The following is a 26,438-nucleotide window of genomic DNA, read 5'->3' on the forward strand; positions in this document are numbered from 1 at the left end:
CGTTCTGAGCAGGCTCGGAGCGCAAGGTTTGGCGGAAGAAAATGCCAGCAAGACCAACCGTTTGCGCGGTTGGTTCAAGGACCACCGGAAGCCCCTCCTTTGGACCGGCGGGATATTTGCCGCCCTGGTGGCGGGCGTCGTCATGGTCCTGGCGGTTCTCGACTGGAACATGCTGCGGGGACCGATCTCGCGCTACGCCTCCGAGCGCACCGGCCGCGAAGTCGCCATCGACGGCGACCTGGACGTCGACATCCTGAGCTGGAAGCCGACTGCGTCGGTCAACGGTCTTCGCATCGGCAACCCCGCCTGGGCGGGAAAGGGCCGCATGGCCGAGATCCGCCGGCTGGACGTGCAGGTCGAGTTGCTGCCGCTGCTGCGCGGCCAGGTGATCCTGCCGCGGCTGGTGGTCGATCAGCCGAACCTGGCCCTGGTCCGCGACCGCCAGGGCCGCGCCAACTGGTCTTTCGACAGGGACAAGCCCGAGGGCGAGCCCTTCCGGTTTCCCCCGATCCGCTATTTCGGTGTCGAGAACGGCCGCCTGAAGTTCTCCGACGCCCGTCGCCGCCTGACCCTCGACGCCCGCATCCAGGCCGCCGAACGGCAGGGCAGGGCGGGGCGCGGCTTCGTGCTCGACGGGCGCGGCTCGATCAACGGCGCGCCCTTCACGGTCGACGTCACCGGCGGGCCGCTGCTGAACGTGCGCCCCAATCGTCCCTATCCGTTCGACGCTAATGTGCGGGCCGGAGCCACGCGGATCACCGCCAAGGGCTCGATCCCCAGGCCCTTCGACCTTCGCCGGTTTACCGCCGACTTCACCGCCCGCGGCGCCGACCTCTCGGACCTCTATGATCTGACAGGCGTCGCCCTGCCGAATACGCCGCCCTATCGCCTGGGCGGCAAGCTCTCGCGCGAGGACGAGATGTGGAAGATCGCCGCCCTGCGCGGCCACGTCGGCGACAGCGACATGTCCGGCGTGCTCTCGGTCGACACCGGGGGCGAGCGGCCGTTCCTGCGCGGCGACCTGAAATCCAGACTCCTCGACTTCGACGACCTTGCCGCGATCTTCGGCGGGGCGCCCGCCAGCGGCGGCGGGGAAACCGCGTCGGAGGGGCAGAAGGCGGTCGGCCGCCAGCTCGCCGCCCAGCGCCGGCTGCTGCCCGACGCGACTCTGAACGTGCCGAAGATCCGCTCCATGGACGCCGACGTGAAGTACAGCGCCGCCAACGTCCGCTCGCCCCTGCTGCCCCTGCGCGGCGCCATGGTGCGGGTGAAGCTGAACAACGGTCTGCTCGTCGCCGAACCGCTGCGGTTTGACCTGCCGCAAGGCAATGTGGCCGGGATGGCCCGCCTCGACGCCCGCAAGGCCACGCCCGTCAGCGCCATCGACGTGCGCTTGTCGCGGGCCCGGCTCGAGCAGGTCCTGCCCGTCGGCTCGGGCGGCGCGCCGCCTCTGACCGGAACCCTGGTCGGCCGCGTGAAGCTGACCGGCGCCGGCGACTCTGTGCGGCAGGCCGCCGGCGCGGCCAATGGCGAGGCCATGCTGGTCGTCCCGGGCGGCGAGGTGCGCGAGGCCTTCGCCGAGTTGTTGGGCATCAACGTCACCAAGGGCCTGGGCCTGCTGCTGGCCAAGGACCAGTCCAAGACCGACGTCCGCTGCGCCGTCGCCCACTTCCAGGCGCGCGACGGCGTCCTGCGTTCGGACCACATCATCTTCGACACCAAGCCGGTGCTGGGGACCGGCGAGGGGACCATCGACCTGCGTACCGAGCGGATGAGCCTCAAGATCGCCGGCAAGCCCAAGGAAGCCCGCCTGATCCGGGTCATGGCGCCGATCACCGTCACCGGCCCGATCGTGCAGCCGAAGATCGGGGTCGAGCCCGGCCGGGCCATCGCCCAGGGGGGCATCGCCGCGGCGCTCGGCGCCCTGGTCAGCCCCATCGCCGCGGTCCTGCCTTTCGTGGACCTGGGCCTCGCCAAGGACGCGGCCTGCGGGGCGCTCATCGCCGAGGCGGGCCGCGAAGGCGCCCCGGTCGCGCGGGCTGCGCGATAACCTTCCCCTGCCTCGGTTGACGCGATCGCAAGCGGCGCCCACAGTCCGGCCGTCATTTACAGTTGAGGTCGCGAATGTCCGAACGCCACGCCAAGACCAGCTCCATCGCAATCGCCATGGTGCTGGCCCTGACCGCCACGGGAGCCCTGGCTGCTTCCGCCGCCGAAACCGCGATCGCCACTCGCCAGGCCGGCTACAAGAAGATCGGCGGCGCCTTCAAGGCCATCAATGACGAGCTGCGCAAGGATGCGCCGGACACCAAGCTGATCGCCGCCAACGCCACGACGCTCAACAGCCAGGCCGCCCAGCTCGGCCACTGGTTCCCCAAGGGCTCGGGCCCGGAAGCCGGCGTGAAGACCAAGGCCAAGCCGGAGATCTGGACCGACCAGGCCAAGTTCCGCGCCGCCGCCGGCAAGTTCCAGACTGAGGCCGCTCGGCTGCAGACCATCTCGGCCGCCGGCGACCTCGGCGCCATCAGGACCCAGGTCCGCGCGCTTGGCGGGACCTGCAAGGGCTGCCACGATCCCTATCGCGCCGAGTAGGTCATGGCTTCCGACATTACGCAGTCCATGGCGCGGCCGCTCTGGGACCTTCCCACGCGCCTCGTCCACTGGGCGCTGGTGGTCCTGGTGCTGGTCTCCTGGTTCACCGGCGGCGAGAACATGCAGCTCCACCGCTGGTCCGGCTACGCCATCATCGGGCTGCTGGTCTTCCGCCTGTGGTGGGGCGTGGCGGGTGGCTCCACCGCCCGGTTCGCGCACTTCCTGAGAGGGCCCGGCGAGACCCTGGCCTATCTGCGCACCATGGGCCGGCGCGCGCCCAGCCAAGGGGCGGGGCACAATCCCGTCGGCGCCTGGAGCGTGCTGGCGATGATCGTGATGCTGCTGGTCCAGGTCGGCCTTGGCCTGTTCGCCAGCGACATCGACGGCCTGGAGTCGGGGCCGCTGTCCTACCTGATCGACTTCGACGCCAGCCGTCAGGCCGCTGAGCTGCACGAGCTGACCTTCCGCATCGTGCAGGCGCTCGTCGCCCTGCACATCGCGGCCATCGCCTTCTACTGGTTCTGGAAGCGCCAGAACCTCATCGGCGCGATGATCACCGGCAAGCGCCCCTTCCAGGGCGAGGCCCTGCGGCCCGCAAAGCTCTGGAGCTACCTGGTCGGCCTGGTCCTCGCGGTCCTGGTCGCCTGGTTCATCTCCAAGGGCCTGAAGTTCTAGGAGGAACGGATGCTCCCTCGCCGAGGGAGCATCCGCTTGTCCCTTAGCCGCCGTTCGCCGCGTCGCGCAGGCAGTTCAGCCAGGCGTCCTCGCGGGCCTTCTCGGCCGCGCGCAGCTTGTCCTCGGCTTCGCGCACGCCCGCGTCATGCTTGCGCCACTCCAGCACCGCGCCCTCGCGGGCGGCCCGGGCCGCTTCCATGGTCGGGAAGCGGGCGAGGACGGCGCGCACGCTGTAGTTCACCGGCGGACCCACCGTCTCCCGGTCCGGATAGAAGCCCGTGATCGAGTCGGCGGTCTCGTTCTCGATGTGGAAAACGTCCGCCCAGCCAGCATGGTGCCGCATCAGGGCCCAGGGACGTTCAATCCGGTCGCTCATGAAAAACTCCTAGGAATCTTCCTTCAAGCTAACGCGGGAGCGCGACGGTTTTCTAGCCCCAGAGCGCCGGTCGGCGATCCTTCCACGGCGCTTCCTTCTCGAGCTGCGCTGCCAGCCGCAGCAGGGTCGCCTCGTCGGCGAAGCGCGCGGTGAACATCATGCCGATCGGCAGGCCGCTCTTCGACGTCGCCAGCGGCAGAGACATCGACGGCTGGCCTGAGAAGTTGAACGGCGGGGTGAACGGAAAGACCTCGCTCTGGCGGCGGTTCATCTCCCGCGGCTCCAGGGCCACCGGGTCCATGTAGCCGACCTGCGGGACCGGGGTTCCCAGCACCGGGCAGAGATAGACGTCCCAGTCCTCGAAGAAGGCCAGGGTCCTGCGGTTCAGCACCCGCAGGTCCTGCCAGCCGCGGAACGCCTGCTCGCCGGTCACCTTGCGCCCGCCGCGCAGCGAGGCCCAGGTCAGCGGCTCCAGCTCGTGCTCTTCCGGCTCGCGTCCCAGCTCCTCGATCAGCCGGCCCATCTCGGCGGCGAAATTGGCGCCCGACACCGGAGCCCGGGCCGCATAGAGCGCCCGGTAGTCGATGCCCAGCCCCTTCTCGACCACCTCGTGGCCCAGGCCCTTCAGCAGCCGCGCCGTCGCCTGCAGCGCCGCCAGGATCTCCGGGTCGATCGGCCGGCCGGACGGCGTCTCCGCCGACCAGGCGATCTTCAGTCGCCCGGGGCTGCGTTCGATCTCCTCGACAAAGGGCCGCTCCTTCGGCGGGGCGGCGAACGGCGCGTCCGGTCGCGGTTTGCCGGTGGCGTCCAGCATCACGGCGCTGTCGCGCACGGTCCGGGTCACCACGTGGTCCACCGAAAAGCCCATGGCGTAGTGGGTGTCGTCCGGTCCGTTGGGCGTGCGGTCGCGGGTGACCTTCAGCCCCACCAGCCCGCAGCAGGCGGCCGGAATGCGGATCGAGCCCAGGCCATCGCTGGCGTGCGCCATCGGGACCATCCCGCTGGCCACCGCCGCGGCCGCTCCGCCGGACGAGCCGCCCGAGATGTGCGCCGGGTTCCACGGATTGCGGCAGGCGCCCAGGTATGCGCCCTCGGTGGTGCCGGTGATGCCGTATTCGGGGGTGTTGGTCTTGCCTACCAGCACGACGCCCGCCTCGCGATAGCGCCGGGTCAGGCCGCAGTCCTGCGCATCGACGACGCTGGCGGCGAAGCGGCTGCCATAGCTGCGCGGCCAGCCGGCCACCGGCACGCCCAGGTCCTTGATCAGGAAGGGAACGCCCCTGAACGGCCCCTCGGGCAGCGGTCCCTTGGCGACCTCGCGGGCCTCGTCATAGGCCTTGTAGACGATGGCGTTCAGGGCCGGGTTGTGACGCTCGATCCGCTCGATCGCGGCCTCGGTCAGTTCCAGCGGCGTGACCTCGCCCCTAGCCACCAGCTCGGCCAGGCCGACGCCGTCGTATTCGGAGAACTGGTCCATCTTCCCACCCTGGTCTTTGTTCTTCTGAGCAGGGGGAAACCTTACGCCGCCGTGGGAAGGCGGCAAGGCTGGGTCAGAACATCCCCGCCAGGGTCGCGAAGAAGGCGAGGATCGCCGCCAGGATCGCCTTCGACAGCACCGCCAGCACCAGGATCGACAGCGCCGCCGTGACCCAGCCGATCAGCGCCGCCACGCCGTCCCGCTCGGCCCCGCCGATGGCGAAGGCCGCGATGGCGAAGGACGGCAGCATGTTCCCGAACGGGATGGGCAGGAAGACGATCAGCGACAGCACGAAGCACAGGGCGCCGACCAGCCGGTCGCCGACCGGGTTGTACATGAAGGTCAGCCGCGGCCGCAGCCGCCGCTCCAGCCGGGCCAGGTGCGGCCGCAGCTTGCTCACCAGGGCGCGGAAGTCGCTCATGCTCATGGTCGAGCCGAGCACCGCCTTGGGCAGCCACAGGGTCCTGCGTCCCATGGTCCACTGGGCGGTGACGAAGATCAGCGGCGCGCCGAGCAGGGCCGAAACCCCCGGCGGCATCGGCAGCACCAGCGGCGCTGCGAAGACGAACATCAGCGCTCCGAACGCCCGGTCGCCGAAGGTCTCCAGCAGATCGGCCACCGACACCTTCGCCACCTGCCGCGCCGCCATCAGGTCGAGCAGTTCGGAGACGCTGGCGGCATGGGGGTGATCGGACATCGCAAGCTCGGCGCTAACACGGTCAGGCGCCGTTGCGGAAGTGGAAGCAGCGTCGAGGGATACATCCTCACAGGATTGTTGAGTTCGAAGCTTCCGCCAGGGCGCCCTTGCGACGACCGTCGAACCCGCGACAATCCGGGCAAGGTCAGGAAGAGGGAGAGCGACGCATGCAGGCCTTGGAAGTCTCCGCGCCCTGGGGGCTCGACGCGCTGAAGGTGGCGGACGCCCCCGATCCGAAGCCGGGCCACGGCGAGGTCCTCGTCCGGATGCGGGCCGTCTCGCTGAACTACCGCGACCTTTTGATGGTCAATGGCATGTACAGCCGCGGATCGGCCACCGCCTCGGGCGCCATCACCCCGTTCTCGGACGGCTGCGGGATCGTCGAGGCCGTCGGGCCGGGCGTGACCCGCGTCGCGGTCGGGGACCGGGTCTCCACGCTGTTCTTCCAGAACTGGACCGGCGGCGGCCCGAACCTGGAGAAGCTGAGCTCGTCCCTGGGCTTTCCCATTCCCGGCGCCGGCCGCGAACTGGCGGTCTTCAGTCAGGAGGGCGTCTCAAAGGTTCCCGACTTCCTCACCGATCAGCAGGTGGCCACCCTGCCGTGCGCGGCCCTGACCGCCTGGCGCGCTCTCTTCGAGGACGCGCGGCTGGAGCCGGGCGACACCGTGCTCCTGCAGGGGACCGGCGGAGTCTCGATCTTCGGCCTGCAGTTCGCCAAGGCCGCCGGCTATCGCACCATCATCACCTCGTCCTCGGACGAGAAGCTCGAGCGCGCCAGGGCGCTCGGGGCCGATCACCTGATCAATTACAAGGAAGCGCCTGACTGGGCCAAGGCGGCGCGCGAGATCACCGGCGGCGTCGGCGTGGACTTCATCATGGAGGTCGGCGGCGCCGGCACCATCCAGCAAAGCCTGCGGGCGGTTCGGATCGGCGGCCATATCGCGGTGATTGGCGTGGTCGCCGGAGCTGGAGAGGGCGTCAACCCGGCCGTCCTCATCAGCAACAACGCCCGGCTCCAGGGGCTGACCGTGGGCTCGCGCGAGATGTTCGAAGCCATGTGCCGCGCCATCTCCCTCCACCAGATCGAACCAGTGGTGGACAAGGTCTTCCCCTGGACCGACGCCCCCGCCGCCTTCCGCGCCATGCAGGGCGGCGAACACTTCGGCAAGATCGTCCTGCAGTTCTGACGAAAGGTCTCTTAGATGCCCCCCGCGGGGAGCTCCCGGCGAAGCCGGGTGAGGGGGCCTCCCCGCCAGGGGAGGACGGCAGTGGCCAGGTGGAACCGCCTATGGCGGCCCCCTCCGTCGCGCTGCGCGCGCCACCTCCCCAGCGGGGGAGGATCTAGGATTGCATTGGCCTCAGATCGAGTACTCGATCTCCCCCTCCAGCCAGGCGACGATCTGCTCGGCGGCCTCGGCGGCGGACATCTTGGTGGTGTCGATGACGATCTCGGCGTTCTCGGGCGCCTCATAGGGGCTGTCGATGCCGGTGAAGTTCTTCAACTCGCCGGCGCGGGCCTTCTTGTAGAGCCCCTTCACGTCGCGCTGCTCGGCGACCGCCAGGGGCGTGTCCACGAACACCTCGACGAAGTCGCCCTCGGCCTGCAGGTCGCGCGCCAGCCGCCGCTCGGCGCGGAACGGCGAGATGAACGAGACCAGCACGATCAGCCCGGCGTCGACCATCAGCTTGGCCACCTCCGCCACCCGGCGGATGTTCTCCACCCGGTCCTCGTCGGTGAAGCCCAGGTCCTTGTTCAGGCCGTGGCGGACGTTGTCGCCGTCCAGCAGATAGGTATGCCGCCCGTCCGCGTGCAGGCGCTTTTCGACCAGGTTGGCGATGGTCGACTTGCCCGAGCCGGACAGCCCGGTCAGCCAGACCACCCGGCCGCGCTGGCCCTTCAGCGCCGCGCGCGAGCTCTTGTCCACGTCCAGCGCCTGCCAGTGGATGTTCTGGCTGCGCCGCAGGGCGAAGTGCAGCATCCCGGCGCCGACCGTCCGGTTGGAGATCCGGTCGATCAGGATGAAGCCGCCCAGGTCGTGATTGTCGGCATAGGCGTCGAAGGCGATCGGCGCGTCCAGCGACAGGTTGCACACCCCGATCTCGTTGAGCTCCAGCCGCTTGGCCGCCAGGTGCTCCAGGGTGTTCACGTTGATCTTGTACTTGGGCTCGGTGATCTGGGCCGAGGCCGTGCGGGTCCCCAGCTTCATCAGGTAGGGCCGGCCCGGCAGCATGGCCTCGTCGTCCATCCAGACGATGGTGGCCTCGAACTGGTCGGCCACCGGCGGCGGCGAGCCCGCCTCGGCGATCACGTCCCCGCGCGAGATGTCGATCTCGTCCTTCAGGGTCAGGGTCACCGACTGGCCGGCGACCGCCACGTCCAGGTCCTGGCGGAAGGTGACGATGCGTTCGACCGTGCTCTCGCGCCCCGAGGGCAGGGCCTTGATCTTGTCGCCCGGCCGGATCGTTCCCGACGAGATGAAGCCCGAGAAGCCGCGGAAGTCGAGGTTCGGCCGGTTCACCCACTGCACCGCCATGCGGAACGGCTTCTCCCGCTGGTCGTCCTCGACCGGCAGGGTCTCCAGCAGCGGCATCAGGGCCGGGCCCTCGTACCAGGGGGCGGCCTCGCTGCGGGCGGTGATGTTGTCGCCTTTCAGCGCCGACATCGGGATGGCGGTGAATTGCTTGATCCCGATCTGGGCGGCGAAGTCGTGGTACTCGTCGAGGATGGCGTCGAACACCTCCTTCGACCACCCGACCAGGTCCATCTTGTTCACCGCCAGGATCACGTGGCGGATGCCCAGCAGGCTGACGAGATAGGAGTGCCGGCGCGTCTGGGTCAGCACGCCCTTGCGCGCGTCGATCAGGATCACCGCGGCGTCGGCGGTCGAGGCGCCGGTCACCATGTTGCGCGTGTACTGCTCGTGGCCGGGAGTGTCGGCGACGATGAACTTGCGCTTGTCGGTCGAGAAGAAGCGATAGGCGACGTCGATGGTGATGCCTTGCTCGCGCTCGGCGGCCAGGCCGTCGACCAGCAGGGCGAAGTCGATCTCGCCGCCTTGCGTCCCGACCTTCTTGGAGTCGGCTTCGAGGGCCGCAAGCTGGTCCTCGAAGATCATCTTGGAGTCGTAGAGCAGCCGGCCGATGAGCGTCGACTTGCCGTCGTCCACCGATCCGCAGGTCAGGAACCGCAACAGGCTCTTGCGCTCGTGCGCGGCGAGATAGGCTTCGATGTCTTCGGCGATGAGGGCGGACTGATGAGCCATCAGAAATACCCCTCCTGCTTCTTCTTCTCCATCGAGGCGGCCTGGTCGTGGTCGATCATCCGGCCCTGGCGCTCCGAGGTCGTGGTCAGCAGCATCTCCTGGATGATCTCGGGCAGGGTCGCCGCCGTACTCTCCACCGCGCCGGTCAGCGGGTAGCAGCCCAGGGTGCGGAAGCGCACCGACTTCATCATCGGGCTCTCGCCGGGACGCAGCGGCATCCGCTCGTCGTCCACCATGATCAGCGTCCCGTCGCGTTCCACCACCGGACGCACGTCCGAGAAGTACAGCGGCACGATCGGGATGTTCTCCAGGTGGATGTATTGCCAGATGTCCAGCTCGGTCCAGTTGGAGATCGGGAACACCCGGATGCTCTCGCCAGGGTTCTTGCGGGTGTTGTAGAGCCGCCAGAGTTCGGGCCTCTGGTTCTTCGGATCCCAGCGATGCTGGGCCGAGCGGAACGAGAAGATGCGCTCCTTGGCCCGCGACTTCTCCTCGTCGCGGCGCGCGCCGCCGAAGGCCGCGTCGAAGCCGTACTTGTCCAGCGCCTGCTTCAGGCCCTCGGTCTTCCAGATGTCGGTGTGCAGGGCGCTGCCGTGCTCGAACGGATTGATGTTCCGCTCGACCGCCTCGGGATTCTTGTGCACCAGCAGCTCGAAGCCCAGCTCCTTGGCCATGCGCTCGCGCATCTCGTACATGGCCCGGAACTTCCAGGTCGTGTCCACGTGCAGCAGCGGGAACGGGGGCTTGGACGGATAGAAGGCCTTGGCCGCCAGATGCAGCATCACGGCCGAGTCCTTGCCGATCGAATAGAGCATCACCGGACGCTCGGCCTCGGCCGCGACCTCGCGCATGATCTGGATGCTCTCGGCTTCCAGGCGCTGGAGGTGGGTAAGCGTTTCGGGGGCGATGGCGGGCGGTTTCGCCTGCATCAGGGCTGTACCTTGCACGTGATCCTCGGGGCCGAACCCTGTTTGTAGTCAAAATCTAACAACGAAAAATCCGCTCGTCGCATTTCTGCGCTGCGGATTAGGCCCTGCAGCGATGGCTTAAGGGAGGCCCTTCGCCATGACGAGAGAGTTTTCCTGACAGGCCCACAAGGAAAATGGCGGAGGCCGGAAACCGGTGGTCCTGCGCCGGTCGTGTCCGAAAACCGCGAGACATGCGTCCGCGCAGGGCCGATCATGCCGCCATGGATATGGACGACGACGCCTGCTACCGCGCCTTCGTGATGCGCGACGCCCGTTTCGACGGCCGCATCTTCTCGGGCGTGCTGAGCACCGGGATCTACTGCCGGCCGATCTGCCCGGCGCGGACGCCCAAGCGCGAGAACATGCGCTTCTACCGCTCCGCCGCCGCGGCCCAGGAGGCGGGTTTCCGGCCCTGCCTGCGTTGCCGGCCGGAGACCTCGCCCGACCTCGGCTCCTGGCGCGGGACCTCCAACACCGTCTCGCGCGCCCTGGCCCTGATCGAGACCGGCGCCCTGGACACCGGCGACGTGGAAGGGCTCGCCTCGCGCCTCGGCGTCGGCGAGCGGCAGCTTCGCCGCCTGTTCCATCAGCATGTCGGCGCCTCGCCCATCGCCGTGGCCCAGACCCGCCGCGTGCTGCTGGCCAAGCAGCTCATCCAGGAGACCCGCATGCCGATGGCCGAGGTCGCCCTGGCCGCCGGCTTCGGCAGCGTTCGCCGCTTCAACGAGACCTTCCAGCAGCTCTTCGCCCGCCCGCCCGCCAAGCTCCGCCGCCTGGGTGGGGCGGAGATCGCCGCCAGCGACGGCGGCGCGGCCAGCATCCGTCTCGCCTATCGCGCGCCCTACGACTGGCGGGCCATGCTGGGCTTCCTCACCGCCCGCGCCATTCCCGGCGTCGAGAGCGTCCGCGACGGCCGCTACGCCCGCACGCTGCAGGTGGCCGGGACCAGCGGCGTAGTCATGGTCGAGCCGGGGCAGGGGGACTACCTGCAGGTCACCCTGCGTTTTTCCAAGGTCCAGGTCTGGCCCGCAGTCATCGCCCGCATCCGCCGGGTCTTCGACCTCGCCGCCGACCCGGCGGTGATCGCCGCCCACCTTTCCGAGGATCCAGATCTCGCGCCGATGGTCGCCGCCAGGCCGGGCCTGCGTGCGCCCGGCGCCTGGGACGGCTTCGAGCTGGCGGTGCGCGCGGTGCTGGGCCAGCAGATCACCGTCCAGGCCGCGCGGGTGCTGGCCGGCAAGATCACCGCCGCCCATGGCTCGCCGCTGCGGGACGAGGCCGCAGCCCGCCTGGGCCTCACCCACTTCTTCCCGACCCCGGCCCAGCTTGCTGCGGTCGATGTCGAGACCCTCGCCATGCCGCGCTCGCGGGGCCGGGCCCTCGTCGGCCTCGCCGCCGCCGCGGACGCCGACCCCGAGCTCTTCGGCGCCCGACGCAGCCTGGACGAGGCGGTCGCCGCCCTGCGGGCCCTGCCCGGCGTTGGTGAGTGGACCGCCCAGTACATCGCCATGCGCGCGCTGCGCGAACCCGACGCCTTCCCCAGCGCCGACATCGGTCTGATGCGCGCCCTCGAAGGCCCGGACGGCGCGCGACCCAACCCGGCCCAGCTCCTGGCCCGCGCCGAGCGCTGGCGGCCCTGGCGCGCCTACGCCGCCTCCCACCTCTGGGCCGCCGATCCCAAGAACCCCTCGGATACGAAACATGCCAAGGCCGCCTGAAAGCGTGACTGAACGTCTCACCCTCGACCGCCTGCCGACGCCCGTGGGGGAGGGGATCGTCGTCACCGACGCCGACGGTTTCCTGCGCGCCTTCGACTGGACCAGCCACGAAGCTCGCCTGCGCCTGCTGCTGCGCCGGCAGAACCCGCCGACCGAGTTGGCGGAGGGCGCCGCTCCAGCCGGCGTCCGCGCCTCCCTCGACGCCTATTTCGGCGGTGAGCTGGCCGCCCTTTCCGCTATCCCCTGGCGCACCGGCGGCACCGAGTTCCAGCGCGCCGTCTGGACCGCGCTCTGCACGATTCCCCCGGGCGAGACCCTGACCTACAAGGGCTTGGCCGCCCGCATCGGCAAGCCGGCGGCCATCCGCGCCGTGGGCCTGGCCAACGGCGCCAACCCGGTCGGCGTCGTCGTTCCGTGCCATCGGGTGATCGGCTCGGACGGCAGCCTCACCGGCTACGGCGGCGGCATCGAGCGCAAGCAGTGGCTGCTCCGGCACGAGGGGGCGGCCTTCCGCGACGCCGCCTGAGCCTTCATGACGGAAATTTCATGATGCGACAGATCGTCCGACGGGTCTGACTGCCGTATAACGCCGCTCGCTGGAATCGTATCGGACGTACGGGAGAGTTCCGATGCAAACCTTGACCGAAATCGTCGCCGCGGTGGTGGTCTCCTCGTCCGCCGCCGCCTACTCGCATTTCGGCGTGACGCTGGACACGCAGCAGGTGGAAAAGCCTGCGCCGGCCCAGCGCACGGTCGCGCGTACTGCTGCGCGAAAGGTCGCGGCCGCTCCTACCGCCCGCATGGTGGTCAAGGTCGCCAAGCCTCCGGAAGGCGACCGGCCGCTCTGTCCCGACGAGCGCGCGGGCCTGCGGGTTTGACGGGGCGCTTCCCGCTCCACGAGAATTTCATCGGCATAGCGCTTTGCCTCGCCTGCGTTCGCCGGTAATCCTTGCAGCTTGAGCACAACGGCGGGAGCTGGGCCCCGTCCGCAGGGGTGGAAGGCCGCGTTCTACAGGCCATGAAAATCAAGAAGCGGCAGCAACCTATCGATTTCCGGGGTCTGGACGAGGCGGTCGCCGCCGATCCCGCGCCGGCCGAGCTCGCCCCCGTCGCCGCTCCGGCCGGCGGCGAGCTGACCCTTGAGCGCGAGGCGCAGCCGCCGGCGCCCGAAACCTCGAGCCCGCCGCCTGCGCAGCTCTCCCGCGTCACCCCGGTCGCCGCGCCCTCGGGCTGGCCGATCTATCTGGTCGCCCTGGTCGTCTCGGTGCTGTGGGCTGCTGCGCCGCTGGCCTTCGCCCTCGGCTATCGCCGCGCCGTCGCCCCGCTGGACTTCGAGCCCTTCGCCCTGCTGGTCTTCGCCGCTCTGGCGATCGGCCCGGCCGTGCTGGTCTGGGTGGCCGCCTACGTCCTGCGCCAGGGCCAGAAGCTCGCCCAGGAGGCCCAGCGCGCCAAGGCCCTGGCCGACGAGATGATCAGCCCGGCCGTCACCGCCGGCCTCCAGACCATGGACGTGGTCAACGCCGTGCGCGAGGAGATCGCGCGCGCCGGCCAGGCCGCCGAGGAAGCCCGCGAGACCATGGTCGTCCTGCGCCAGGCCCTGGCCGCCGACAGCGAGGAGCTGGCCCAGGCCGCCGCCAACGCCGCCCGCACCGCCAAGGGGCTCTCCGAAGCCCTCGGCCGCGAGCGCAGCGAACTCGGCGGCCTCGCCGACAAGCTCGACGCCCAGGCCACCGCTGTCGCCGACGTCATCGCCCGCCAGGCCAAGATGGTCGGCGAAGCCTCCGATCTGGCCGAGGCCCAGCTCCGCGAGGCCGAGGCGTCCCTGGCCTCCCGCGCCGCCGACCTCGCCGCCGCCGCCGGCGAGACCACCGACGCCGCCCGCACCGCCGCCGAGGATCTCACCCGCCACATCGCACGCCTGGAGACCGCCGGCGCCGGCGTCGTCGAGCAGATCGGCGCGGTGGAGAAGGGGCTTTCGGCGCAGCGCGCCAGCCTCGTCTCCGCCACCGACGCGCTGCGGTCCGACCAGCAGGCGCTCAACACCCAGCTCGACGAACAGACCGCCAAGCTCGCCGACTTCATCAGCCAGGCCCGCCTTTCGGCCGTCGAGATGGGTGACCGCGCGGCCCGCGGCGGGGAGGCCCTGCGCCAGCTTCTCGCCGACGCCTCCGCCCAGTTCCGCGAGTTGGCCGAAACCGCCAAGGCCGAGCGCGACGAGTTCGGCCAGACGACCCTGCATTCGGTGGAAGCCGTCGGCCAGGCCGCCGCCGCCGAGCGTGTGCGCCTGGAGGAGCAGACGCGCCTGGCCATCGCCGCCATGGGCCAGGCCGCCGAGGAGACCCGCCTGGCCGCCGCCCGTCACGCCGAGCTCGCCCGCAACCAGGTCGACCAGCTCTCCGAAGCCGCCTTCACCGCCGGCCAGCAGGCCAACAAGCTGTTCGAAGACCGGCTCGGCGAGGCCCGCGCCCTCATCGAACAGTCGGCCCTGATGGTCGAGCAGGCCGGCGCCGCGACCCTGCGCAAGCTGGACGAAGGGGCCAGGGCCGCCCGCTCCACCCTGGACGAGCTCACCGCCATGCTCGGCGACATCGAGGCCCGCGCCACCCAGCTCCCGGCCGCGGCCCGCGAAAAGGCCGAGGAGGTTCGCCTCGCCGTCGCCGAGAGCATCGACGAGCTGATGGACCACGCCCGCCGCACCGCCGACGAGACCCAGGCCATCGACGACGCCTTCCAGAACCGGGTGCGCCGCAACTACGAGATGCTCAGCGAGGCGGTGCGGATGATGGGCTCGGTCGCCACCACCGGCGCCGCTGTTTCCACCCCGCCGGCGCCGCGCGAGCGGCCGGCCCGCACCTCGCTCCGCGAAAGCCTCAAGCCCGCGAAGGCGCCGCCTGCGCCCGCCGACGATGCGGCCGAGCTCGAACTCGACCAGCCCATCGCGCCCAAGCCCGCCCCCCGCGAGGAGGAGCCGCGCGCTCGCCTGCGCCTGACCCCCACCGCCACCGACGCCGAGTTCCGCACCGTCTTCGGCCAGGCCACGGGCCGGGCGGAGGAGCCTGCCGACGAGTGGACCTGGAAGGACCTGATCTCCTCGCTGGAGGAGACCGAGGGCGCAGCCGCCGCCAGCGCCGAGCAGCAGCAGGCGCCGCTGGAGGAGATCCTCGGCGCCGAGATCGCCGGCATGGGCATCGACCCGGCCGCGCTCCTGCCGCGCAGCCGCATCGCCGAACTGGCCTCCACGCTGCAGGCCCGCGATGGCGAAGGCGCCCGCGGTTTGGTCCGCAAGCTGGCCCCCGCCGCCACCCGCCGCCTGACCCGCAAGCTGCTGACCGACGAGACGCTCAAGCGCCACGCCGTGGCCTATCTCGGGCGCTATCACGAACTGCTGGACGACGCCGTGACCCGCGATCCGGCAGGCTTTCTGGTCGAAGCCCTGCTCAACTCCGAAGCCGGCCGGACCTACCTGCTCTTCGACGCCGCGGCCGGCGACCTCATCTGATCGCTCCTCCTGCGGGCCTGCTGCCGAACGCCCTGCCTGGGCGGCCGCAGGCGTTTGCGCCTCGGCGCCAACGCCGGCGAATCCTCGCTCAAGGAAACGGTCGGCCAAGCTGCCGCGCTGCACGCCGCCTCCGGGGCGCCGGCCTATGTCTACGCCTTCAAGCAGTTGCCGGCCGGATGGCGGCGCGAGCCGGGCTGCGTCGCCTTCCATGGCCTGTAGCTGTCCTATGTGTTCGGCGCGATCCCGGTCGGGCTGGGTTCCGGGACTACCCAGACCCTGGCGGCCCGCGGCGGCTGCTCGATGGGCGTGCCCTTGCATGACGACGAGGACCTGCGCGTCTCCGATCAGTTCGCGAAGGTATGGGCCAGGTTCGCCAAGACCGGCGACCCGAGCCTGGCCGGCGTGGCCGATTGGCCCCGCTATTCGGAGGCGAGCCAGACCTATCTGAGCATCGGCGCGCCGATGGAAGCCAAGCAAGGCGTCGAGAACGCCTATGTCGCCCCGTCGGCGACGGCTGCTCGCGGCTTCTGACACAGCGCCCTTCCTCCGCGCGGGGAGGGCGTTCCGATCAGCGATCCTTCTCCCCTTGTGGGAGAAGGTGTCGGCCGAAGGCTGACGGATGAGGGGGCTTGGGTGGACGGCAAGCGCTTGAGGCGCCGATAGGTCGTTTGCCCCTCATCCGACGGATGTTAACCCCTCGCACGCCGAGACTTTTCTGCTTACGCTGCGTTTCTCGCTGTTGTGAGGACGCGCATGGCCGACATGCCGATTGATCGCGAACGCGCCCATACCGCCTGGCGGGCGGCCGAGCGCATCAAGCGCCTGTCCGACCGGCTGGTCGCCGTCGGGCCCATCGGTATCGGCCTCGACGGCGTCCTCGCCTGGGTGCCGATCGCCGGCACCGCCTATGGCGCAGGGGCAGGGGCGGTGCTGCTCTATCACGGCGTCGTCGCCAAGGCCTCGCTGCCGACCCTGGCGCGGATGGCCGCCTACCTCTTCCTCGACACCGCAGCCTCCACCGGCCCTGTGATCGGCTGGGCGGTGGACACCCTTTTCCCGGGCCACCTGATGGCGGCCAAGGCGCTCCAGAAGGACATCGAGGCCCGCCACGGCCCCTCGGAACTGCCATCCTCCTGGTACGCCAGGCCGCGATGGCGACGGCGCCAGGCAAGTCCCGATCAGGTCTGACCTGGAGAGGAGGCGAGATGTTCAGGCACGTGAAGTTCTCGAGCTTGCCGGTCACCGACCAGGACCGCGCCATCGCCTTCTACCGCGACCTGCTGGGCCTCACCCTCAGCGCCGATCAGCAGTACGGCAGCGGCTGGCGCTGGATCGAGCTGGAGGTCGCCGGCTCGCCCACCCGCATCCTCTTCGAACGCCGCGCGAACGAGGAGCCCGGCGAGCAGCCGGTGCTGATCCTGGTGGTCGAGAGCGTCGACGCCGCCTACGAGGCGCTGGTCACCAAGGGCGTCGTCTTCGACCAGCCGCCGATCGACGCCCCCTGGGCCCCGCGCGAACGTTACGCCCTGCTGCGCGACAGCGAGGGCAACCTGGTAATGATCGGCTCGGACTAGCCGACCGCCGCCGGCTGGAAGATTTCCACGACATTGCCCGATGGGTCCTCGGCCAGGATCTGCTTGCCGCCCGGGCCACTGACGATGTCGTTGCGGAACCGCACGCCGCGCCCGCGCAGCCGCTCGACCTCGGTTTCCAGGTCCTCGACGACGAACTGGAACCGGTTCCAGCCGCCGGCCTCGGGCTGCCGGCCGTCCGGCATCGGCCGCCCCGCCGAACTGGCCTTGCCGCTCAGCAGCAGCCGCAGCGGCCCGCGCTCCACCGCCGCGAAGGCCGGCGAGGCGTTCGGCAGGCGCTCAAATCCGAGATTGTCCACGTACCAGTCGGCCGAGGCCGGCACGTCGGCGACCATGTATCGAACGTTCACAAGGCTCTCACTCATGGGTCGTCCTCCCTTTGAACGATATGGCCTGGCCTATGGGGCCAGCGCGCGTCTGAGCAGGTTCTGCAGCGCGGCCACCGCCATGTCGCGGTCCTCGCCGCGGGCGACGGCGTCCGCGGTTTCGTGGATCGCGGCGAACAGCAGCCGCGCCGTCGGCTCCGGATCGACCGGCCCGAAGGCCTGCGCCTCCTGGCCCGCGCGGATCACCGCCGTCAGACGCAGGATGCCGTTGTCGGCCAGCGGCCTGCGCTCGGCGAAGTCCGAATGGAAAATCGCTTCGCCCACGCTGTGGTTCGGGATCGTGAAGTCGATGAAGGCGGCGGCCTGCTCGGCCACCAGGGCCGGCCAGTCGATCGGTCCCTCGGCCTCGGTCGGCAGGGGATGGGCTGCGTCGAACCGGCCCACCAGCCGCTCGCGGATGGCCTCCAGCAGGTCGTCCCAGGTTGGGAAGTAGAGGAAGAAGGTGCCCTTGGCGACGCCCGCCTCGCGGACCACGTCTTCCACCCGCACGCGCGAGCCCTGCGCCTGCAACAGCCGCTCGGCGGCCTCGACGATCTCCAGCCTGCGCGCCTCGGGACGGAGGCGCCGGCGCAGCGGCCTGTCCATCGCCCGCTCCTGATGACTGGCGGTCATTAGGCTACTGACCACCGGTCAGTGTCAAGTGGAACGGCGCATCACATAGACGGCGCGTTCCACGCCGGTTTCGCCTTCGATGTGGTCGAGCATCATGCCGCGACGCTCGTAGAACCGGCGCGCGCGGTGGTTTTCCGCCTGGGTGCGCAGCCAGAAGCCTTCCGACAACTGGGCTGTGACCTGGTCGAACAAGGCGCCGCCGACGCCGCAGCCCTGGTCACGGCCGGCTGCTCGAGGCCGACCGAGCGCCAGCCGTCGACCAGACGTCGGCCACGGCTATCTCGTCGGAGGTCTCGTAAGGACGAAGTCTCATGCCGCCGGGCGCCTGGGCCTTTCTCCCGCGCGGGGAGCCCTCAAGCCGTTTCGAGCTGGGCGTAGCCCATCTGCTCGTTCAGTCGCTCCATGACCTCGATGGCCGCCTCGGGCACCACAGTGCCGGGGGTGAAGATCGCCGCGACACCGGCGTCGCGCAGGGCCTGGAAGTCCTCGGGCGGGATCACCCCGCCGACCACCACCAGGATGTCCGGCCGGCCGAGCTTGGCCAGTTCGTCCTTCAGTTCCGGCACCAGGGTCAGGTGGCCGGCCGCCAGCGAGCTCGCGCCCACCACATGCACATTGTCCGCCACCGCCTGCGCCGCGGCCTCGGCCGGGGTCTGGAACAGGTTGCCGATGTCGACTTCGAAGCCCAGGTCGGCGAAGCCCGAGGCGATCACCTTCTGGCCGCGGTCGTGGCCATCCTGGCCCATCTTGGCGACCATCACCCGCGGTTTGCGGCCATCGGCCTGGCGGAAGGCCTCGGTCATGGCCTTGGCGCGCTCGGACTGCGGCGTGGCGCCGGCCTCGCGCAGATAGACCCCGGTCACCGCGAAGGCCTCGGCGGCGTGGCGGCCGAACACCTTTTCCAGGGCCATGCTGATCTCGCCCACCGTCGCCTTGGCCCGCGCGGCGTTCACCGACAGCTCCAGCAGATTGCCGTTCCCGGCCGCCCCGTTGGTCAGGGCGGTGAGGGCGGCTTCGACCGCGGCCGGGTCGCGCTCGGCCTTCAGGCGCTTCAGCTTCTCGAGCTGCGCCTCGCGCACGGCGGTGTTGTCGACCTTCAGCACCGGGATTTCGTCGGCGACCGCCGGCTTGTAGCGATTGACGCCCACCACGCTCTGGCGGCCAGCGTCGATGCGGGCCTGGGTCCGGGCCGAGGCCTCCTCGATCCGCCGCTTGGGCAGGCCGTCCTCGATCGCTTTCGCCATGCCGCCCAGGGCCTCGACCTCGGCGATGTGCTCCAGCGCCCGGGCCGCGAGGTCGGCGGTCAGCCGCTCGACATAGAACGAGCCGCCCCACGGATCGACCACCCGGGTCTGGCCGCTTTCGAGCTGCAGGAAGAGCTGGGTGTTGCGGGCGATCCGGGCGGAGAAGTCGGTCGGCAGAGCCAGGGCTTCGTCCAGCGAATTGGTGTGCAGGCTCTGGGTCTGGCCGCCCGCCGCGGCGATGGCCTCGACCAGGGTGCGCGGCACGTTGTTGAACACGTCGTGCGCCGCCAGGCTCCAGCCGCTGGTCTGGGTGTGGGCGCGCAGCGACAGAGAGCGGGCGTCCTTCGGGTCGAACTCGTCCTTCATCAGCTTGGCCCAGAGCAGGCGCCCGGCCCGCTGCTTGGCGATTTCCATGAAGGCGTTCATCCCGGCGTTCCAGAAGAACGACAGGCGCGGGGCGAACTGGTCGACGCCCATCCCGGCCGCCACGCCGGCGCGGACGTACTCGATGCCGTCGGCCAGGGTGTAGGCCAGCTCCAGGTCCAGCGTCGCCCCGGCCTCCTGGATGTGATAGCCGCTGATCGAGATCGAGTTGAACTTCGGCATTTCGCGCGAAGTATATGAAAAGATATCCGAAATGATCCGCATCGAAGGGCCGGGCGGATAGATGTAGGTGTTCCGGACCAGGAACTCCTTGAGGATGTCGTTCTGGATCGTGCCCGACAGCTTCTCGTGCGGAACGCCCTGTTCCTCGGCCGCCACGATGTAGAGCGCCAGGATCGGCAGCACCGCCCCGTTCATGGTCATCGACACGCTCATCTTGTCGAGCGGGATGCCGTCGAACAGGGTCCGCATGTCGAGGATGGAGTCGATGGCCACCCCGGCCATACCGACGTCGCCCTTCACCCGCGGATGGTCGCTGTCATAACCGCGGTGGGTGGCCAGGTCGAAGGCGACGGACAGGCCCATCTGCCCGGCCGCCAGGTTGCGCCGATAGAAGGCGTTGGAATCCTCCGCCGTGGAGAAACCGGCGTACTGGCGCACCGTCCACGGGTTGGTCAGGTACATGGTCGGGTAGGGACCGCGCACGAACGGCGCCAGGCCCGGATAGCCGGTCGAGAGCATCGCCACGTCGTCCAGGCCGTAGGACGGCTTTACGGCGACGCCTTCCGGTGTCTCCCAGGCCAGCCCCTTCAGCGGCAGGCGCGGCGTGGCCCCGGCGTCGAGGGGCAGGGTGGCGAAATCGGGGAACTGGCTCATTAGGCGGCCTCTTCGACCTGGGCGAGGCTGACGGGGGCGAGCGGCGGGCAGTGTCCGTCCGGGCCGGGCAGGCGGGGGGAGGGGGCTTCCACGGCCTTGGGCGTGGCCTGCTCGACCTCGACCGGCGCCTCCTGAGTCGGCGGGAAGGCGGTCACCCCGACGATCTTGGGCGCGCCGGCAGCGGTCCGCGCAGTGCGCACCTTTTCGACGCCCTCGGCGATCAGGCCGCCGGTCAGCGCCGCCACCAGTCCGCCCGCCGCCTCGACGGATTGGAACTGCGACCAGGCGGCTTTCGCGATCTCATCGGTCAGCGCCTCGACATAGCCGGACCCGGCCGCCGGATCGGCCACCCGGCCGAGGTTGGCCTCTTCCATCAGCACCAGTTGCGTGTTGCGGCTCTGGCGGCGGGCGAAGGCGGTCGGCAGGCCCAGGGCGTCGGTGAAGGTTCCCAGCGCCACCGCGTCGGCCCCGCCCACCGCCGCGCCGAACGCGGCCGAGGTGAGGCGCAGCATGTTGGTCCAAGGGTCCTGAACGGCCAGCATCCGCTGCGAGGAGCGGACCTCGATCCGCGCCGGCGCCTCAACGCCGCAGGCGTCGGTGATCCGCGCCCACAGCACGCGGGCCGCGCGCAGCTTGGCGATGACGGTGAAATAGTCGGCGTCGGCGGAGAGGCCGATCTGGATGCGCTCGAACGCCTCGGCCATGTTCAAGCCCGCCCGGACCAGGGCCTTGGCGTAGGCGACCGCCGCGGCCATGGCGAAGGCCAGTTCGCCGGCCTCGCCGCCGCCGGCCTCATGGACCACGCGGCCCGACGCCAGGAAGAGGCTGGCCTTCGGATAGGCCTGCGCCAGCCGCACGCCCACCGTGGCGGCCGAAATCAGGTGGCTCTCGATCGGGCCGGGGCTTTCGCCCGCACGGGCGAAGGCGCTCAGCGGGTCCATGTGGAAGAGCAGGAGTGCGGTGGGCGACCCCTTGGCCGCCGAGCTCAGCCAGTCCGCCGCCTTGGGCCCGAGGAATCCGGCGTCCAGGGCCACCGGCGCCAGTTCGAGCATCACCCCGTCCAGCACTCGGGCGAGGTCGGCGGCCGATTCCAGCGCCACGCCTTCGGCGCCGGCCGGATCGATGACGATCAGGCCCGAGGCCGCGCCGCCCTCCAGGTCGCCCAGCAGGTCGCGGCCGGCGCGACCTGCGTCCGGATGAACCACGGCCATTCGCACGTCCCAGGGGCGCTCGGCGTCCCGCGCCGCCAGCGGAAACGCCGCCGGCCTGTGCGCCGGCTCATAGAGCGGCTCGACATCCAGGCCCTCGGCCGTCTTGCGGCGAAGGCTCTCGAACGGCGCGTCCTTCAGGGTCTTGGCGACCAGTGCGCGCCAGTCGTCGGCGGTGACGGCGGGAAAGGCGGAAAGCGAAGCGGCGATATCGGTCATCGGGTGGTCATTGGGACCTGTCAGCGCCAGGCGTCAAGTTCACGCGGGGTCAGTCCAAGGCGGCGTCTTGCGCCCGTTGCGGCTTTGTGCGTACGCTGTAAAAATTAGCTCCCCCAGCTAGCTCGACACCACATACTCAGGAACGAATTTCATGGCCCTGCCCCCAGTCCTCGCTGAACGCCTCCGTATCCCGGTGATCGGTTCGCCGCTGTTCATCATCTCCGGGCCGGAACTGGTGATCGCCCAATGCAAGGCCGGCATCGTCGGGTCTTTCCCGGCGCTGAACGCCCGCCCGGCCAGCCAGCTCGACGAATGGCTGGCGCAGATCACCGAAGAGCTCGCCGACTGGGACCGTAAGAACCCGGACCGCCCCTCCGCGCCGTTCGCGATGAACCAGATCGTCCACAAGACCAACGACCGGCTCGAGCACGACGTCGAGATGGCCGTGAAGTACAAGGTGCCGGTGACCATCACCTCGCTGGGCGCGCGGGAGGACGTGAACCAGGCGATCCATTCCTACGGCGGCGTGGTCCTGCATGACGTGATCAACGACCGCTTCGCCCGCAAGGCGGTCGAGAAGGGCGCCGACGGCCTGATCCCGGTCGCGGCCGGCGCCGGCGGCCATGCCGGCCACCTGTCGCCCTTCGCCCTGATCCAAGAGCTGCGCGCCTGGTTCGACGGCCCGATCGCGCTTTCGGGCGCCATCGCCAACGGCGCGGCGATCCTGGGCGCCCAGGCCATGGGCGCGGACCTCGCCTATATCGGCTCGGCCTTCATCGCGACCAGGGAAGCCAACGCGGTCCAGGGCTACAAGGACATGATCGTCGCCTCGTCCGGCGAGGACATCGTCTACTCGAATCTCTTCACCGGCGTGCACGGCAACTACCTGCGCCCGTCGATCGAGGCCGCGGGGCTCGATCCGGACAACCTGCCGCAGTCCGATCCCTCGAAGATGAGCTTCGGTTCGGGCGGCAATCAGAAGGCCAAGGCCTGGAAGGACATCTGGGGCTGCGGCCAGGGCATCGGCGCGGTCAAGGAAGTGCCGAGCGCCGGCGAACTCATCGATCGCCTCGCCGCCGAGTACGAAGCCGCCAAGGCTTCACTGGCCGCCAAGACCGCCCTGACGCGCGGCAGCGCCCTGGCCATGGCGGCCGAATAGGCAGGTTCCTGCGGCTATCGGCAGGAAACCTGACGATAGCCGCGACCTTCTAGCTCCCTGTCGATGTGTACTTGGCGACCCCGAAGCGCCAGGCCAGGAATGAGATTCCGAGGAAGACGAACCCCGCCGCCGGGGTCAGCGGCAGCAGCCAGTCCGGCGCGCCCAGCGAATCCGGCTTGCCGAGCAGGGCCAGCACCGGGAAGTAGGCGATGCAGCCTAATGGTATGACGAATATAAGGAAATTCCGGAACCAGTCGGCATAGATGCTTAGCGGGAACTGCGAGGCCTGCACCCCGCCATAAGTCACGACGTTCATGACCTCGAGGCTCTCGACGGTCCAGAACGCCAGCGTCGCCTGCAGGACCATCAGCCCGATGAAGAGGGCGACGCCCCCCGCGATGGTCCAGATCGCGAGCAGGATTTTATCGGCATGCCAGTCGAGGCCTAGAACGCTGGTGGAAAGCCCAATGACCACAAGGCCTTGCGCCAATCTCCCGATCCTGGAAAGCCGGAATTCGTAGCCGATCAACTGCAGCGCCGCCGACCGCGGCCGCAGCAGCACCCGGTCGAAGTCTCCGGTTCTGACGAAGCTGGTCCCGAACACGTCGAATCCCCGGCTGAGGAAGTCGGCGATGGCGAACGATACGCTGACCATCCCGAAGAAAAGGGCGATGTCCCCGAAGGTCCAGCCCTGGACCGGCCCGAAGCGATCGAACAGCGCCCAGGCCGCGAGGATGTCGATGATGGTCGCGAAAAACTGAGCCACGCCAAGGGCTAAGGCCGATCCTGGATATTGCATCTGGCCGCGGACCGAGGCGCTGAAATAGCGCGCGAGGAGGAGAAGCGCCGACACCGGTCAGCCTCCCTGCATCTGGAGCCGGCCCATGACCCCGTGCATCCAGGCGCGGCCAAGGGCGATGAATATGGCGGTCCAGCCGGCCTGCAGCGCCAGGCCCGTCAGGGCCTGCCCGTCGGTCAGGGCGCCGGAATAGATCCGGACCGGGATGTCGAGCATGCCGGCGAACGGCTGGACGAACAGAAATCCTTGAATCCATTCGGGAAAGAGGGGCAGGGGCAGCAGGTTGCCGGAGAAGACGATGATCACCGAGGAGGTCATGGCGTTCACCCCGCGCTCGTCCAGCAGCCGCACCGCCGCGAGGTTGAGCAGCATCACCCAGGCCGAGGACAGCGCCACCAGCAGGACCGCCGAGACGGCGAACAGCGCCGCCTGGGTCATGTTGGCCGGTGGCCGCCAGGACCAGGTTTCCAGCCCGATCAGCGGCAGCAGGACCCCGGCGAAGGCGAGCATTAGGGCTGCGCGCGGCAGCGCCCTGGCGGTCATCCAGGCCGCGGAGCGGGCGTACCACCAGGCATAGGTGTCGAGCGGCCGCAGCCGGTCATAGCCGATGGCGCCGGTGCGCACCGCCTGGCCGATCTCGGGGTCGCCGCCCCAAGGGACCAGCGCCAGCAGCGCCTGGGCCAGCCAGATGTAGGTGATGGTCTGGGCCAGGGTCAGCGAGCCGCCGGCCGCTTCGGGGGCGGCGGCGTAGAAGGCGGCGAACACCATGACCTTGATGGCGCCCCACCAGCACTGGGTCGCGAACCCGGCCAGGGCCGCGGCGCGGTACTGCAGCATGAGCATGAAGCGGGCGGCGAAAGCCGCGGCGTAGGGGCGAACGGCCGGCATGCCCTATGCCTCCGCCGCGCCGTGAAGGTCGTAGAAGCGGGCGATGACCTCCTCGATCGCAGGCTGCTCGACATGGACGTCGTCGACCGCAAAGTCCGCGGCGATGGCCGCGATCAGGCGGGGCGCCGGGACGAGCGCAGGGTCGAAGGCCAGCTCCAGCGAGCGTCCCTCCCGCGATCGCACCTCGACCCCCGGCAAGTCGATGTCCGGCGCCTCGTGCGCGAAGTCCACGAACAGCCGGCGCTCGCGCAGCACGTCGTTGCGCAGGGCCTCGAAGGGGCTGTCGGCCAGCACCTGCCCGTGGCCGATGACGATCACCCGCTCGGCCAGGGCCTCGATGTCGTGCATGTCGTGGGTGGTCAGAAGGACGGTGACGCCGCGCTCGCGGTTCAGGCGCTTGACGAAGTCCCGCACCGCCAGCTTCGAGGGGGCGTCCAGGCCGATGGTCGGCTCGTCGAGGAAGAGGACATCGGGCTCGTGCAGCAGGGCCGCGGCGATCTCGGCGCGCATCCGCTGTCCGAGGGAGAGTTGCCGCACCGGCTGGTCGAGCAGGGCGCCGAGCCGAAGCATATCGACCAGCTCGTCGCGGGTTCGGGCATAGCGGATCGGATCGACCCGATAGATGTCGCGCAGCAGGTCGAAGCCGTCGATGACCGGCAGGTCCCACCAGAGCTGGGTGCGCTGGCCGAAGACCACGCCGATCCGCGAGACGTGGGCGATGCGATCGACATAGGGGACAAGCCCGCCGACCTCCACGTGGCCGCTGTCGGGCCGCAGGATGCCTGAGAGGATTTTGATCGTCGTGGACTTGCCGGCGCCGTTGGGACCGATGAAGCCCAGTAGTTCGCCCCGTTCGAGCGCAAACGAAACGTCCCGCAAGGCTTCGACCTTGCGGGTTCGGCGGCGCACGAGACCGCGTGCGGCGCCCAACAGGCCGGGCTCGCGCTCGGCCACGCGATAGGTCTTGGCCAGGTCCTGAACCAGGATCTGGGGCATGGAGACACCTAGCGATTTCAAAGAAGGAAGCGGACGCTAAGCGCCGCCTTGGCGCGGGTCAACCGCTCGGATCACGATGTTCGCGCATCCAAACGGCGAGTTGAGAGCTTTCGTGTGCGGGAAAGTAGTTGCCGGGACTTCCGTCGTGTTGCGTAAGATCGTGTTTTCTACCGCCTTGGTCATCGCCTTGAGCGCCTGTGACGACAGGCCCGAGGACTATCTGCCCGAACAGGCGGCCGCGACGGCCGAGGCGACCCCGCCGACGCTCCAGCAGGTCGGAGCTCTGCGGAATGCGCTGCGCAATTGCGAGCGAGCGATGGAGGCCGGGAGCGATCAGATAGCGGGCGTAGCGGCCCGGGAAAGCCAGCCGGCGACGCCGGAGCTGATCGAGAAGGCGAGGGACGCCTGCGCCGGGTCGGCCAGGATGATCGATGGCCTGCCGATCTGGGGGCGATTGAAGGATCCCTGCCTGCGGGCGGCCTATGCGCGCGAAGCGGTGGCGGAGCGGACCCTGCGCACCCTGGCCAGCCCCGATCAGATGCTCGGCGTGTCGGCGCTGCGAAACGAGATCTCCGACCAGGTGGCCGCATCGCGGGCCTGCGCGAGCGAGATCCAGGCGGCCGAGCAGAACCCTTCGGCCTGAAAAACGAAAGCGGCGGGAAGGACAGTCCTTCCCGCCGCCGACGCCAAAGCGTGGCCGCGAGCGGCCACGCCCCCTTTGTCTTATCGGAAGAGTCCGAGCAGAACGCTGGAGGACTGGTTGGCGATGCCAAGCGCCTGAACACCAAGCTGCTGCTTGGTCTGCAGGGC

The 26,438-nt window shown here is 69.7% G+C and carries 27 protein-coding genes and 1 pseudogene; 14 read left to right on the forward strand and 14 right to left on the reverse strand.

Annotated elements, in window-relative coordinates; all coding sequences use genetic code 11:
- The first annotated feature begins 28 nt into the window (after positions 1–28).
- The 3 genes from ABID41_RS18825 (at position 29) to ABID41_RS18835 (ending at position 3,267) form a co-directional block, all read left to right on the forward strand.
- Positions 29–2,050 (forward strand): AsmA family protein, encoded by a 2,022-nt coding sequence (locus ABID41_RS18825; protein ID WP_354298499.1) that lies wholly within the window; start codon positions 29–31, stop codon positions 2,048–2,050.
- Positions 2,051–2,124: 74 nt separating this feature from the next.
- Positions 2,125–2,592, forward strand: coding sequence for a c-type cytochrome (locus ABID41_RS18830; protein ID WP_331928169.1), 468 nt, complete (start codon positions 2,125–2,127; stop codon positions 2,590–2,592).
- A 3-nt stretch (positions 2,593–2,595) separates the two neighbouring features.
- Complete coding sequence (locus ABID41_RS18835) at positions 2,596–3,267, forward strand: cytochrome b/b6 domain-containing protein (protein ID WP_331928166.1); 672 nt, start codon at positions 2,596–2,598, stop codon at positions 3,265–3,267.
- A 43-nt stretch (positions 3,268–3,310) separates the two neighbouring features.
- On the opposite strand, the gene ABID41_RS18840 is transcribed toward ABID41_RS18835, so the two are convergent.
- The 3 genes from ABID41_RS18840 to ABID41_RS18850 all read right to left on the reverse strand — a co-directional run bounded on the left by ABID41_RS18840 (position 3,311) and on the right by ABID41_RS18850 (position 5,817).
- The gene (locus tag ABID41_RS18840) at positions 3,311–3,643 is read right to left on the reverse strand and encodes a hypothetical protein (protein ID WP_331928164.1); all 333 of its coding nucleotides are present in this window, start codon (positions 3,641–3,643) and stop codon (positions 3,311–3,313) included.
- Between the two features lie 52 nt (positions 3,644–3,695).
- Positions 3,696–5,120, reverse strand: a complete 1,425-nt coding sequence (locus ABID41_RS18845) for an amidase (RefSeq protein ID WP_354298500.1) — start codon at positions 5,118–5,120, stop codon at positions 3,696–3,698.
- A gap of 73 nt (positions 5,121–5,193) precedes the next feature.
- The gene (locus ABID41_RS18850) at positions 5,194–5,817 is read right to left on the reverse strand and encodes an exopolysaccharide biosynthesis protein (protein WP_354298501.1); all 624 of its coding nucleotides are present in this window, start codon (positions 5,815–5,817) and stop codon (positions 5,194–5,196) included.
- Positions 5,818–5,984: 167 nt separating this feature from the next.
- Between ABID41_RS18850 and ABID41_RS18855 the strand changes: the two genes are divergently transcribed.
- On the forward strand, positions 5,985–7,004 hold the full coding sequence (locus ABID41_RS18855) for a zinc-dependent alcohol dehydrogenase family protein (protein WP_354298502.1): 1,020 nt from the start codon (positions 5,985–5,987) through the stop codon (positions 7,002–7,004).
- A gap of 171 nt (positions 7,005–7,175) precedes the next feature.
- Here the strand turns inward: ABID41_RS18855 and cysN are convergent, their stop codons facing one another.
- Together cysN and cysD are read right to left on the reverse strand one after the other, a co-directional pair.
- On the reverse strand, positions 7,176–9,080 hold the full coding sequence (gene cysN / locus ABID41_RS18860) for a sulfate adenylyltransferase subunit CysN (RefSeq protein ID WP_354298503.1): 1,905 nt from the start codon (positions 9,078–9,080) through the stop codon (positions 7,176–7,178).
- Complete coding sequence (cysD, locus tag ABID41_RS18865; RefSeq protein WP_331928171.1) at positions 9,080–10,009, reverse strand: sulfate adenylyltransferase subunit CysD; 930 nt, start codon at positions 10,007–10,009, stop codon at positions 9,080–9,082. The genes cysN and cysD overlap by 1 nt, the downstream gene beginning before the upstream one ends.
- A 230-nt stretch (positions 10,010–10,239) precedes the next feature.
- Here cysD and ABID41_RS18870 point away from each other — a divergent pair, with 230 nt between their 5' ends.
- The 8 genes from ABID41_RS18870 (at position 10,240) to ABID41_RS18905 (ending at position 16,839) form a co-directional block, all read left to right on the forward strand.
- Positions 10,240–11,766 (forward strand): AlkA N-terminal domain-containing protein, encoded by a 1,527-nt coding sequence (locus ABID41_RS18870; protein ID WP_354298504.1) that lies wholly within the window; start codon positions 10,240–10,242, stop codon positions 11,764–11,766.
- A 4-nt stretch (positions 11,767–11,770) separates the two neighbouring features.
- Positions 11,771–12,292 (forward strand): methylated-DNA--[protein]-cysteine S-methyltransferase, encoded by a 522-nt coding sequence (locus ABID41_RS18875; protein WP_354298505.1) that lies wholly within the window; start codon positions 11,771–11,773, stop codon positions 12,290–12,292.
- 103 nt (positions 12,293–12,395) lie between these two features.
- A complete protein-coding gene (locus ABID41_RS18880) occupies positions 12,396–12,644 on the forward strand; it encodes a hypothetical protein (protein WP_354298506.1) in 249 nt (82 codons plus the stop codon).
- Between the two features lie 140 nt (positions 12,645–12,784).
- Positions 12,785–15,265, forward strand: a complete 2,481-nt coding sequence (locus tag ABID41_RS18885) for a polar localization protein TipN (RefSeq protein WP_354298507.1) — start codon at positions 12,785–12,787, stop codon at positions 15,263–15,265.
- A 54-nt stretch (positions 15,266–15,319) separates the two neighbouring features.
- Positions 15,320–15,484: a hypothetical protein gene (locus ABID41_RS18890; protein WP_354298508.1), complete on the forward strand. Its 165-nt coding sequence runs from the start codon at positions 15,320–15,322 to the stop codon at positions 15,482–15,484.
- A gap of 9 nt (positions 15,485–15,493) precedes the next feature.
- On the forward strand, positions 15,494–15,796 hold the full coding sequence (locus ABID41_RS18895; RefSeq protein WP_354298509.1) for a carboxylesterase family protein: 303 nt from the start codon (positions 15,494–15,496) through the stop codon (positions 15,794–15,796).
- A gap of 222 nt (positions 15,797–16,018) precedes the next feature.
- Positions 16,019–16,453, forward strand: coding sequence for a DUF4112 domain-containing protein (locus tag ABID41_RS18900; RefSeq protein WP_331931547.1), 435 nt, complete (start codon positions 16,019–16,021; stop codon positions 16,451–16,453).
- 17 nt (positions 16,454–16,470) lie between these two features.
- Positions 16,471–16,839: a VOC family protein gene (locus ABID41_RS18905; RefSeq protein WP_354298510.1), complete on the forward strand. Its 369-nt coding sequence runs from the start codon at positions 16,471–16,473 to the stop codon at positions 16,837–16,839.
- Here the strand turns inward: ABID41_RS18905 and ABID41_RS18910 are convergent.
- From ABID41_RS18910 to ABID41_RS18930, 5 genes are all read right to left on the reverse strand, one after another.
- Entirely contained in the window at positions 16,836–17,222 is a 387-nt protein-coding gene (locus ABID41_RS18910; RefSeq protein ID WP_354298511.1) for a VOC family protein, read from the reverse strand. The genes ABID41_RS18905 and ABID41_RS18910 overlap by 4 nt on opposite strands.
- 33 nt (positions 17,223–17,255) lie before the next feature.
- Positions 17,256–17,828, reverse strand: a complete 573-nt coding sequence (locus ABID41_RS18915) for a TetR/AcrR family transcriptional regulator (RefSeq protein WP_354298512.1) — start codon at positions 17,826–17,828, stop codon at positions 17,256–17,258.
- A 51-nt stretch (positions 17,829–17,879) separates the two neighbouring features.
- Entirely contained in the window at positions 17,880–18,107 is a 228-nt protein-coding gene (locus ABID41_RS18920; protein WP_354298522.1) for a GNAT family N-acetyltransferase, read from the reverse strand.
- Between the two features lie 101 nt (positions 18,108–18,208).
- Positions 18,209–20,359 (reverse strand): methylmalonyl-CoA mutase, encoded by a 2,151-nt coding sequence (scpA, locus tag ABID41_RS18925; RefSeq protein ID WP_354298513.1) that lies wholly within the window; start codon positions 20,357–20,359, stop codon positions 18,209–18,211.
- Positions 20,359–21,786 (reverse strand): methylmalonyl-CoA mutase family protein, encoded by a 1,428-nt coding sequence (locus ABID41_RS18930; RefSeq protein WP_354298514.1) that lies wholly within the window; start codon positions 21,784–21,786, stop codon positions 20,359–20,361. The genes scpA and ABID41_RS18930 overlap by 1 nt, the downstream gene beginning before the upstream one ends.
- A gap of 151 nt (positions 21,787–21,937) precedes the next feature.
- On the opposite strand from ABID41_RS18930, the gene ABID41_RS18935 reads away from it, so the two are divergent.
- On the forward strand, positions 21,938–22,945 hold the full coding sequence (locus ABID41_RS18935) for an NAD(P)H-dependent flavin oxidoreductase (protein WP_354298515.1): 1,008 nt from the start codon (positions 21,938–21,940) through the stop codon (positions 22,943–22,945).
- A gap of 49 nt (positions 22,946–22,994) precedes the next feature.
- On the opposite strand, the gene ABID41_RS18940 is transcribed toward ABID41_RS18935, so the two are convergent.
- Genes ABID41_RS18940 through ABID41_RS18950 form a run of 3 tightly spaced genes read right to left on the reverse strand, consistent with a single transcriptional unit; the run spans position 22,995 to position 25,628 of the window.
- Positions 22,995–23,798, reverse strand: coding sequence for an ABC transporter permease (locus ABID41_RS18940; protein ID WP_354298516.1), 804 nt, complete (start codon positions 23,796–23,798; stop codon positions 22,995–22,997).
- Positions 23,799–23,801: 3 nt separating this feature from the next.
- Complete coding sequence (locus ABID41_RS18945; protein WP_354298518.1) at positions 23,802–24,632, reverse strand: ABC transporter permease; 831 nt, start codon at positions 24,630–24,632, stop codon at positions 23,802–23,804.
- A 3-nt stretch (positions 24,633–24,635) separates the two neighbouring features.
- The gene (locus tag ABID41_RS18950) at positions 24,636–25,628 is read right to left on the reverse strand and encodes an ABC transporter ATP-binding protein (RefSeq protein WP_354298519.1); all 993 of its coding nucleotides are present in this window, start codon (positions 25,626–25,628) and stop codon (positions 24,636–24,638) included.
- Between the two features lie 145 nt (positions 25,629–25,773).
- Here ABID41_RS18950 and ABID41_RS18955 point away from each other — a divergent pair, with 145 nt between their 5' ends.
- On the forward strand, positions 25,774–26,271 hold the full coding sequence (locus ABID41_RS18955; RefSeq protein WP_354298520.1) for a hypothetical protein: 498 nt from the start codon (positions 25,774–25,776) through the stop codon (positions 26,269–26,271).
- Positions 26,272–26,351: 80 nt separating this feature from the next.
- On the opposite strand, the pseudogene ABID41_RS18960 reads toward ABID41_RS18955, so the two are convergent.
- Positions 26,352–26,438 (reverse strand): annotated as a pseudogene (locus tag ABID41_RS18960) (flagellin); the annotation flags it as partial.

The organism is Phenylobacterium koreense (assembly GCF_040545335.1).
GTDB lineage: Bacteria > Pseudomonadota > Alphaproteobacteria > Caulobacterales > Caulobacteraceae > Phenylobacterium > Phenylobacterium koreense.

Excerpts from the sequence above, each read along its gene's own strand:
- ABID41_RS18885 (WP_354298507.1), top strand. The coding sequence starts at position 12,785 with ATGAAAATCAAGAAGCGGCAGCAACCTATCGATTTCCGGGGTCTGGAC.
- ABID41_RS18910 (WP_354298511.1), bottom strand. The coding sequence starts at position 17,222 with ATGAGTGAGAGCCTTGTGAACGTTCGATACATGGTCGCCGACGTGCCG.
- cysD (WP_331928171.1), bottom strand. The coding sequence starts at position 10,009 with ATGCAGGCGAAACCGCCCGCCATCGCCCCCGAAACGCTTACCCACCTC.
- ABID41_RS18915 (WP_354298512.1), bottom strand. The coding sequence starts at position 17,828 with ATGGACAGGCCGCTGCGCCGGCGCCTCCGTCCCGAGGCGCGCAGGCTG.
- ABID41_RS18880 (WP_354298506.1), top strand. The coding sequence starts at position 12,396 with ATGCAAACCTTGACCGAAATCGTCGCCGCGGTGGTGGTCTCCTCGTCC.
- ABID41_RS18935 (WP_354298515.1), top strand. The coding sequence starts at position 21,938 with ATGGCCCTGCCCCCAGTCCTCGCTGAACGCCTCCGTATCCCGGTGATC.
- ABID41_RS18850 (WP_354298501.1), bottom strand. The coding sequence starts at position 5,817 with ATGTCCGATCACCCCCATGCCGCCAGCGTCTCCGAACTGCTCGACCTG.
- ABID41_RS18830 (WP_331928169.1), top strand. The coding sequence starts at position 2,125 with ATGTCCGAACGCCACGCCAAGACCAGCTCCATCGCAATCGCCATGGTG.
- ABID41_RS18900 (WP_331931547.1), top strand. The coding sequence starts at position 16,019 with ATGGCCGACATGCCGATTGATCGCGAACGCGCCCATACCGCCTGGCGG.
- ABID41_RS18840 (WP_331928164.1), bottom strand. The coding sequence starts at position 3,643 with ATGAGCGACCGGATTGAACGTCCCTGGGCCCTGATGCGGCACCATGCT.
- cysN (WP_354298503.1), bottom strand. The coding sequence starts at position 9,080 with ATGGCTCATCAGTCCGCCCTCATCGCCGAAGACATCGAAGCCTATCTC.
- ABID41_RS18845 (WP_354298500.1), bottom strand. The coding sequence starts at position 5,120 with ATGGACCAGTTCTCCGAATACGACGGCGTCGGCCTGGCCGAGCTGGTG.
- ABID41_RS18870 (WP_354298504.1), top strand. The coding sequence starts at position 10,240 with ATGCGTCCGCGCAGGGCCGATCATGCCGCCATGGATATGGACGACGAC.
- ABID41_RS18835 (WP_331928166.1), top strand. The coding sequence starts at position 2,596 with ATGGCTTCCGACATTACGCAGTCCATGGCGCGGCCGCTCTGGGACCTT.
- ABID41_RS18855 (WP_354298502.1), top strand. The coding sequence starts at position 5,985 with ATGCAGGCCTTGGAAGTCTCCGCGCCCTGGGGGCTCGACGCGCTGAAG.
- ABID41_RS18905 (WP_354298510.1), top strand. The coding sequence starts at position 16,471 with ATGTTCAGGCACGTGAAGTTCTCGAGCTTGCCGGTCACCGACCAGGAC.
- scpA (WP_354298513.1), bottom strand. The coding sequence starts at position 20,359 with ATGAGCCAGTTCCCCGATTTCGCCACCCTGCCCCTCGACGCCGGGGCC.
- ABID41_RS18950 (WP_354298519.1), bottom strand. The coding sequence starts at position 25,628 with ATGCCCCAGATCCTGGTTCAGGACCTGGCCAAGACCTATCGCGTGGCC.
- ABID41_RS18945 (WP_354298518.1), bottom strand. The coding sequence starts at position 24,632 with ATGCCGGCCGTTCGCCCCTACGCCGCGGCTTTCGCCGCCCGCTTCATG.
- ABID41_RS18930 (WP_354298514.1), bottom strand. The coding sequence starts at position 21,786 with ATGACCGATATCGCCGCTTCGCTTTCCGCCTTTCCCGCCGTCACCGCC.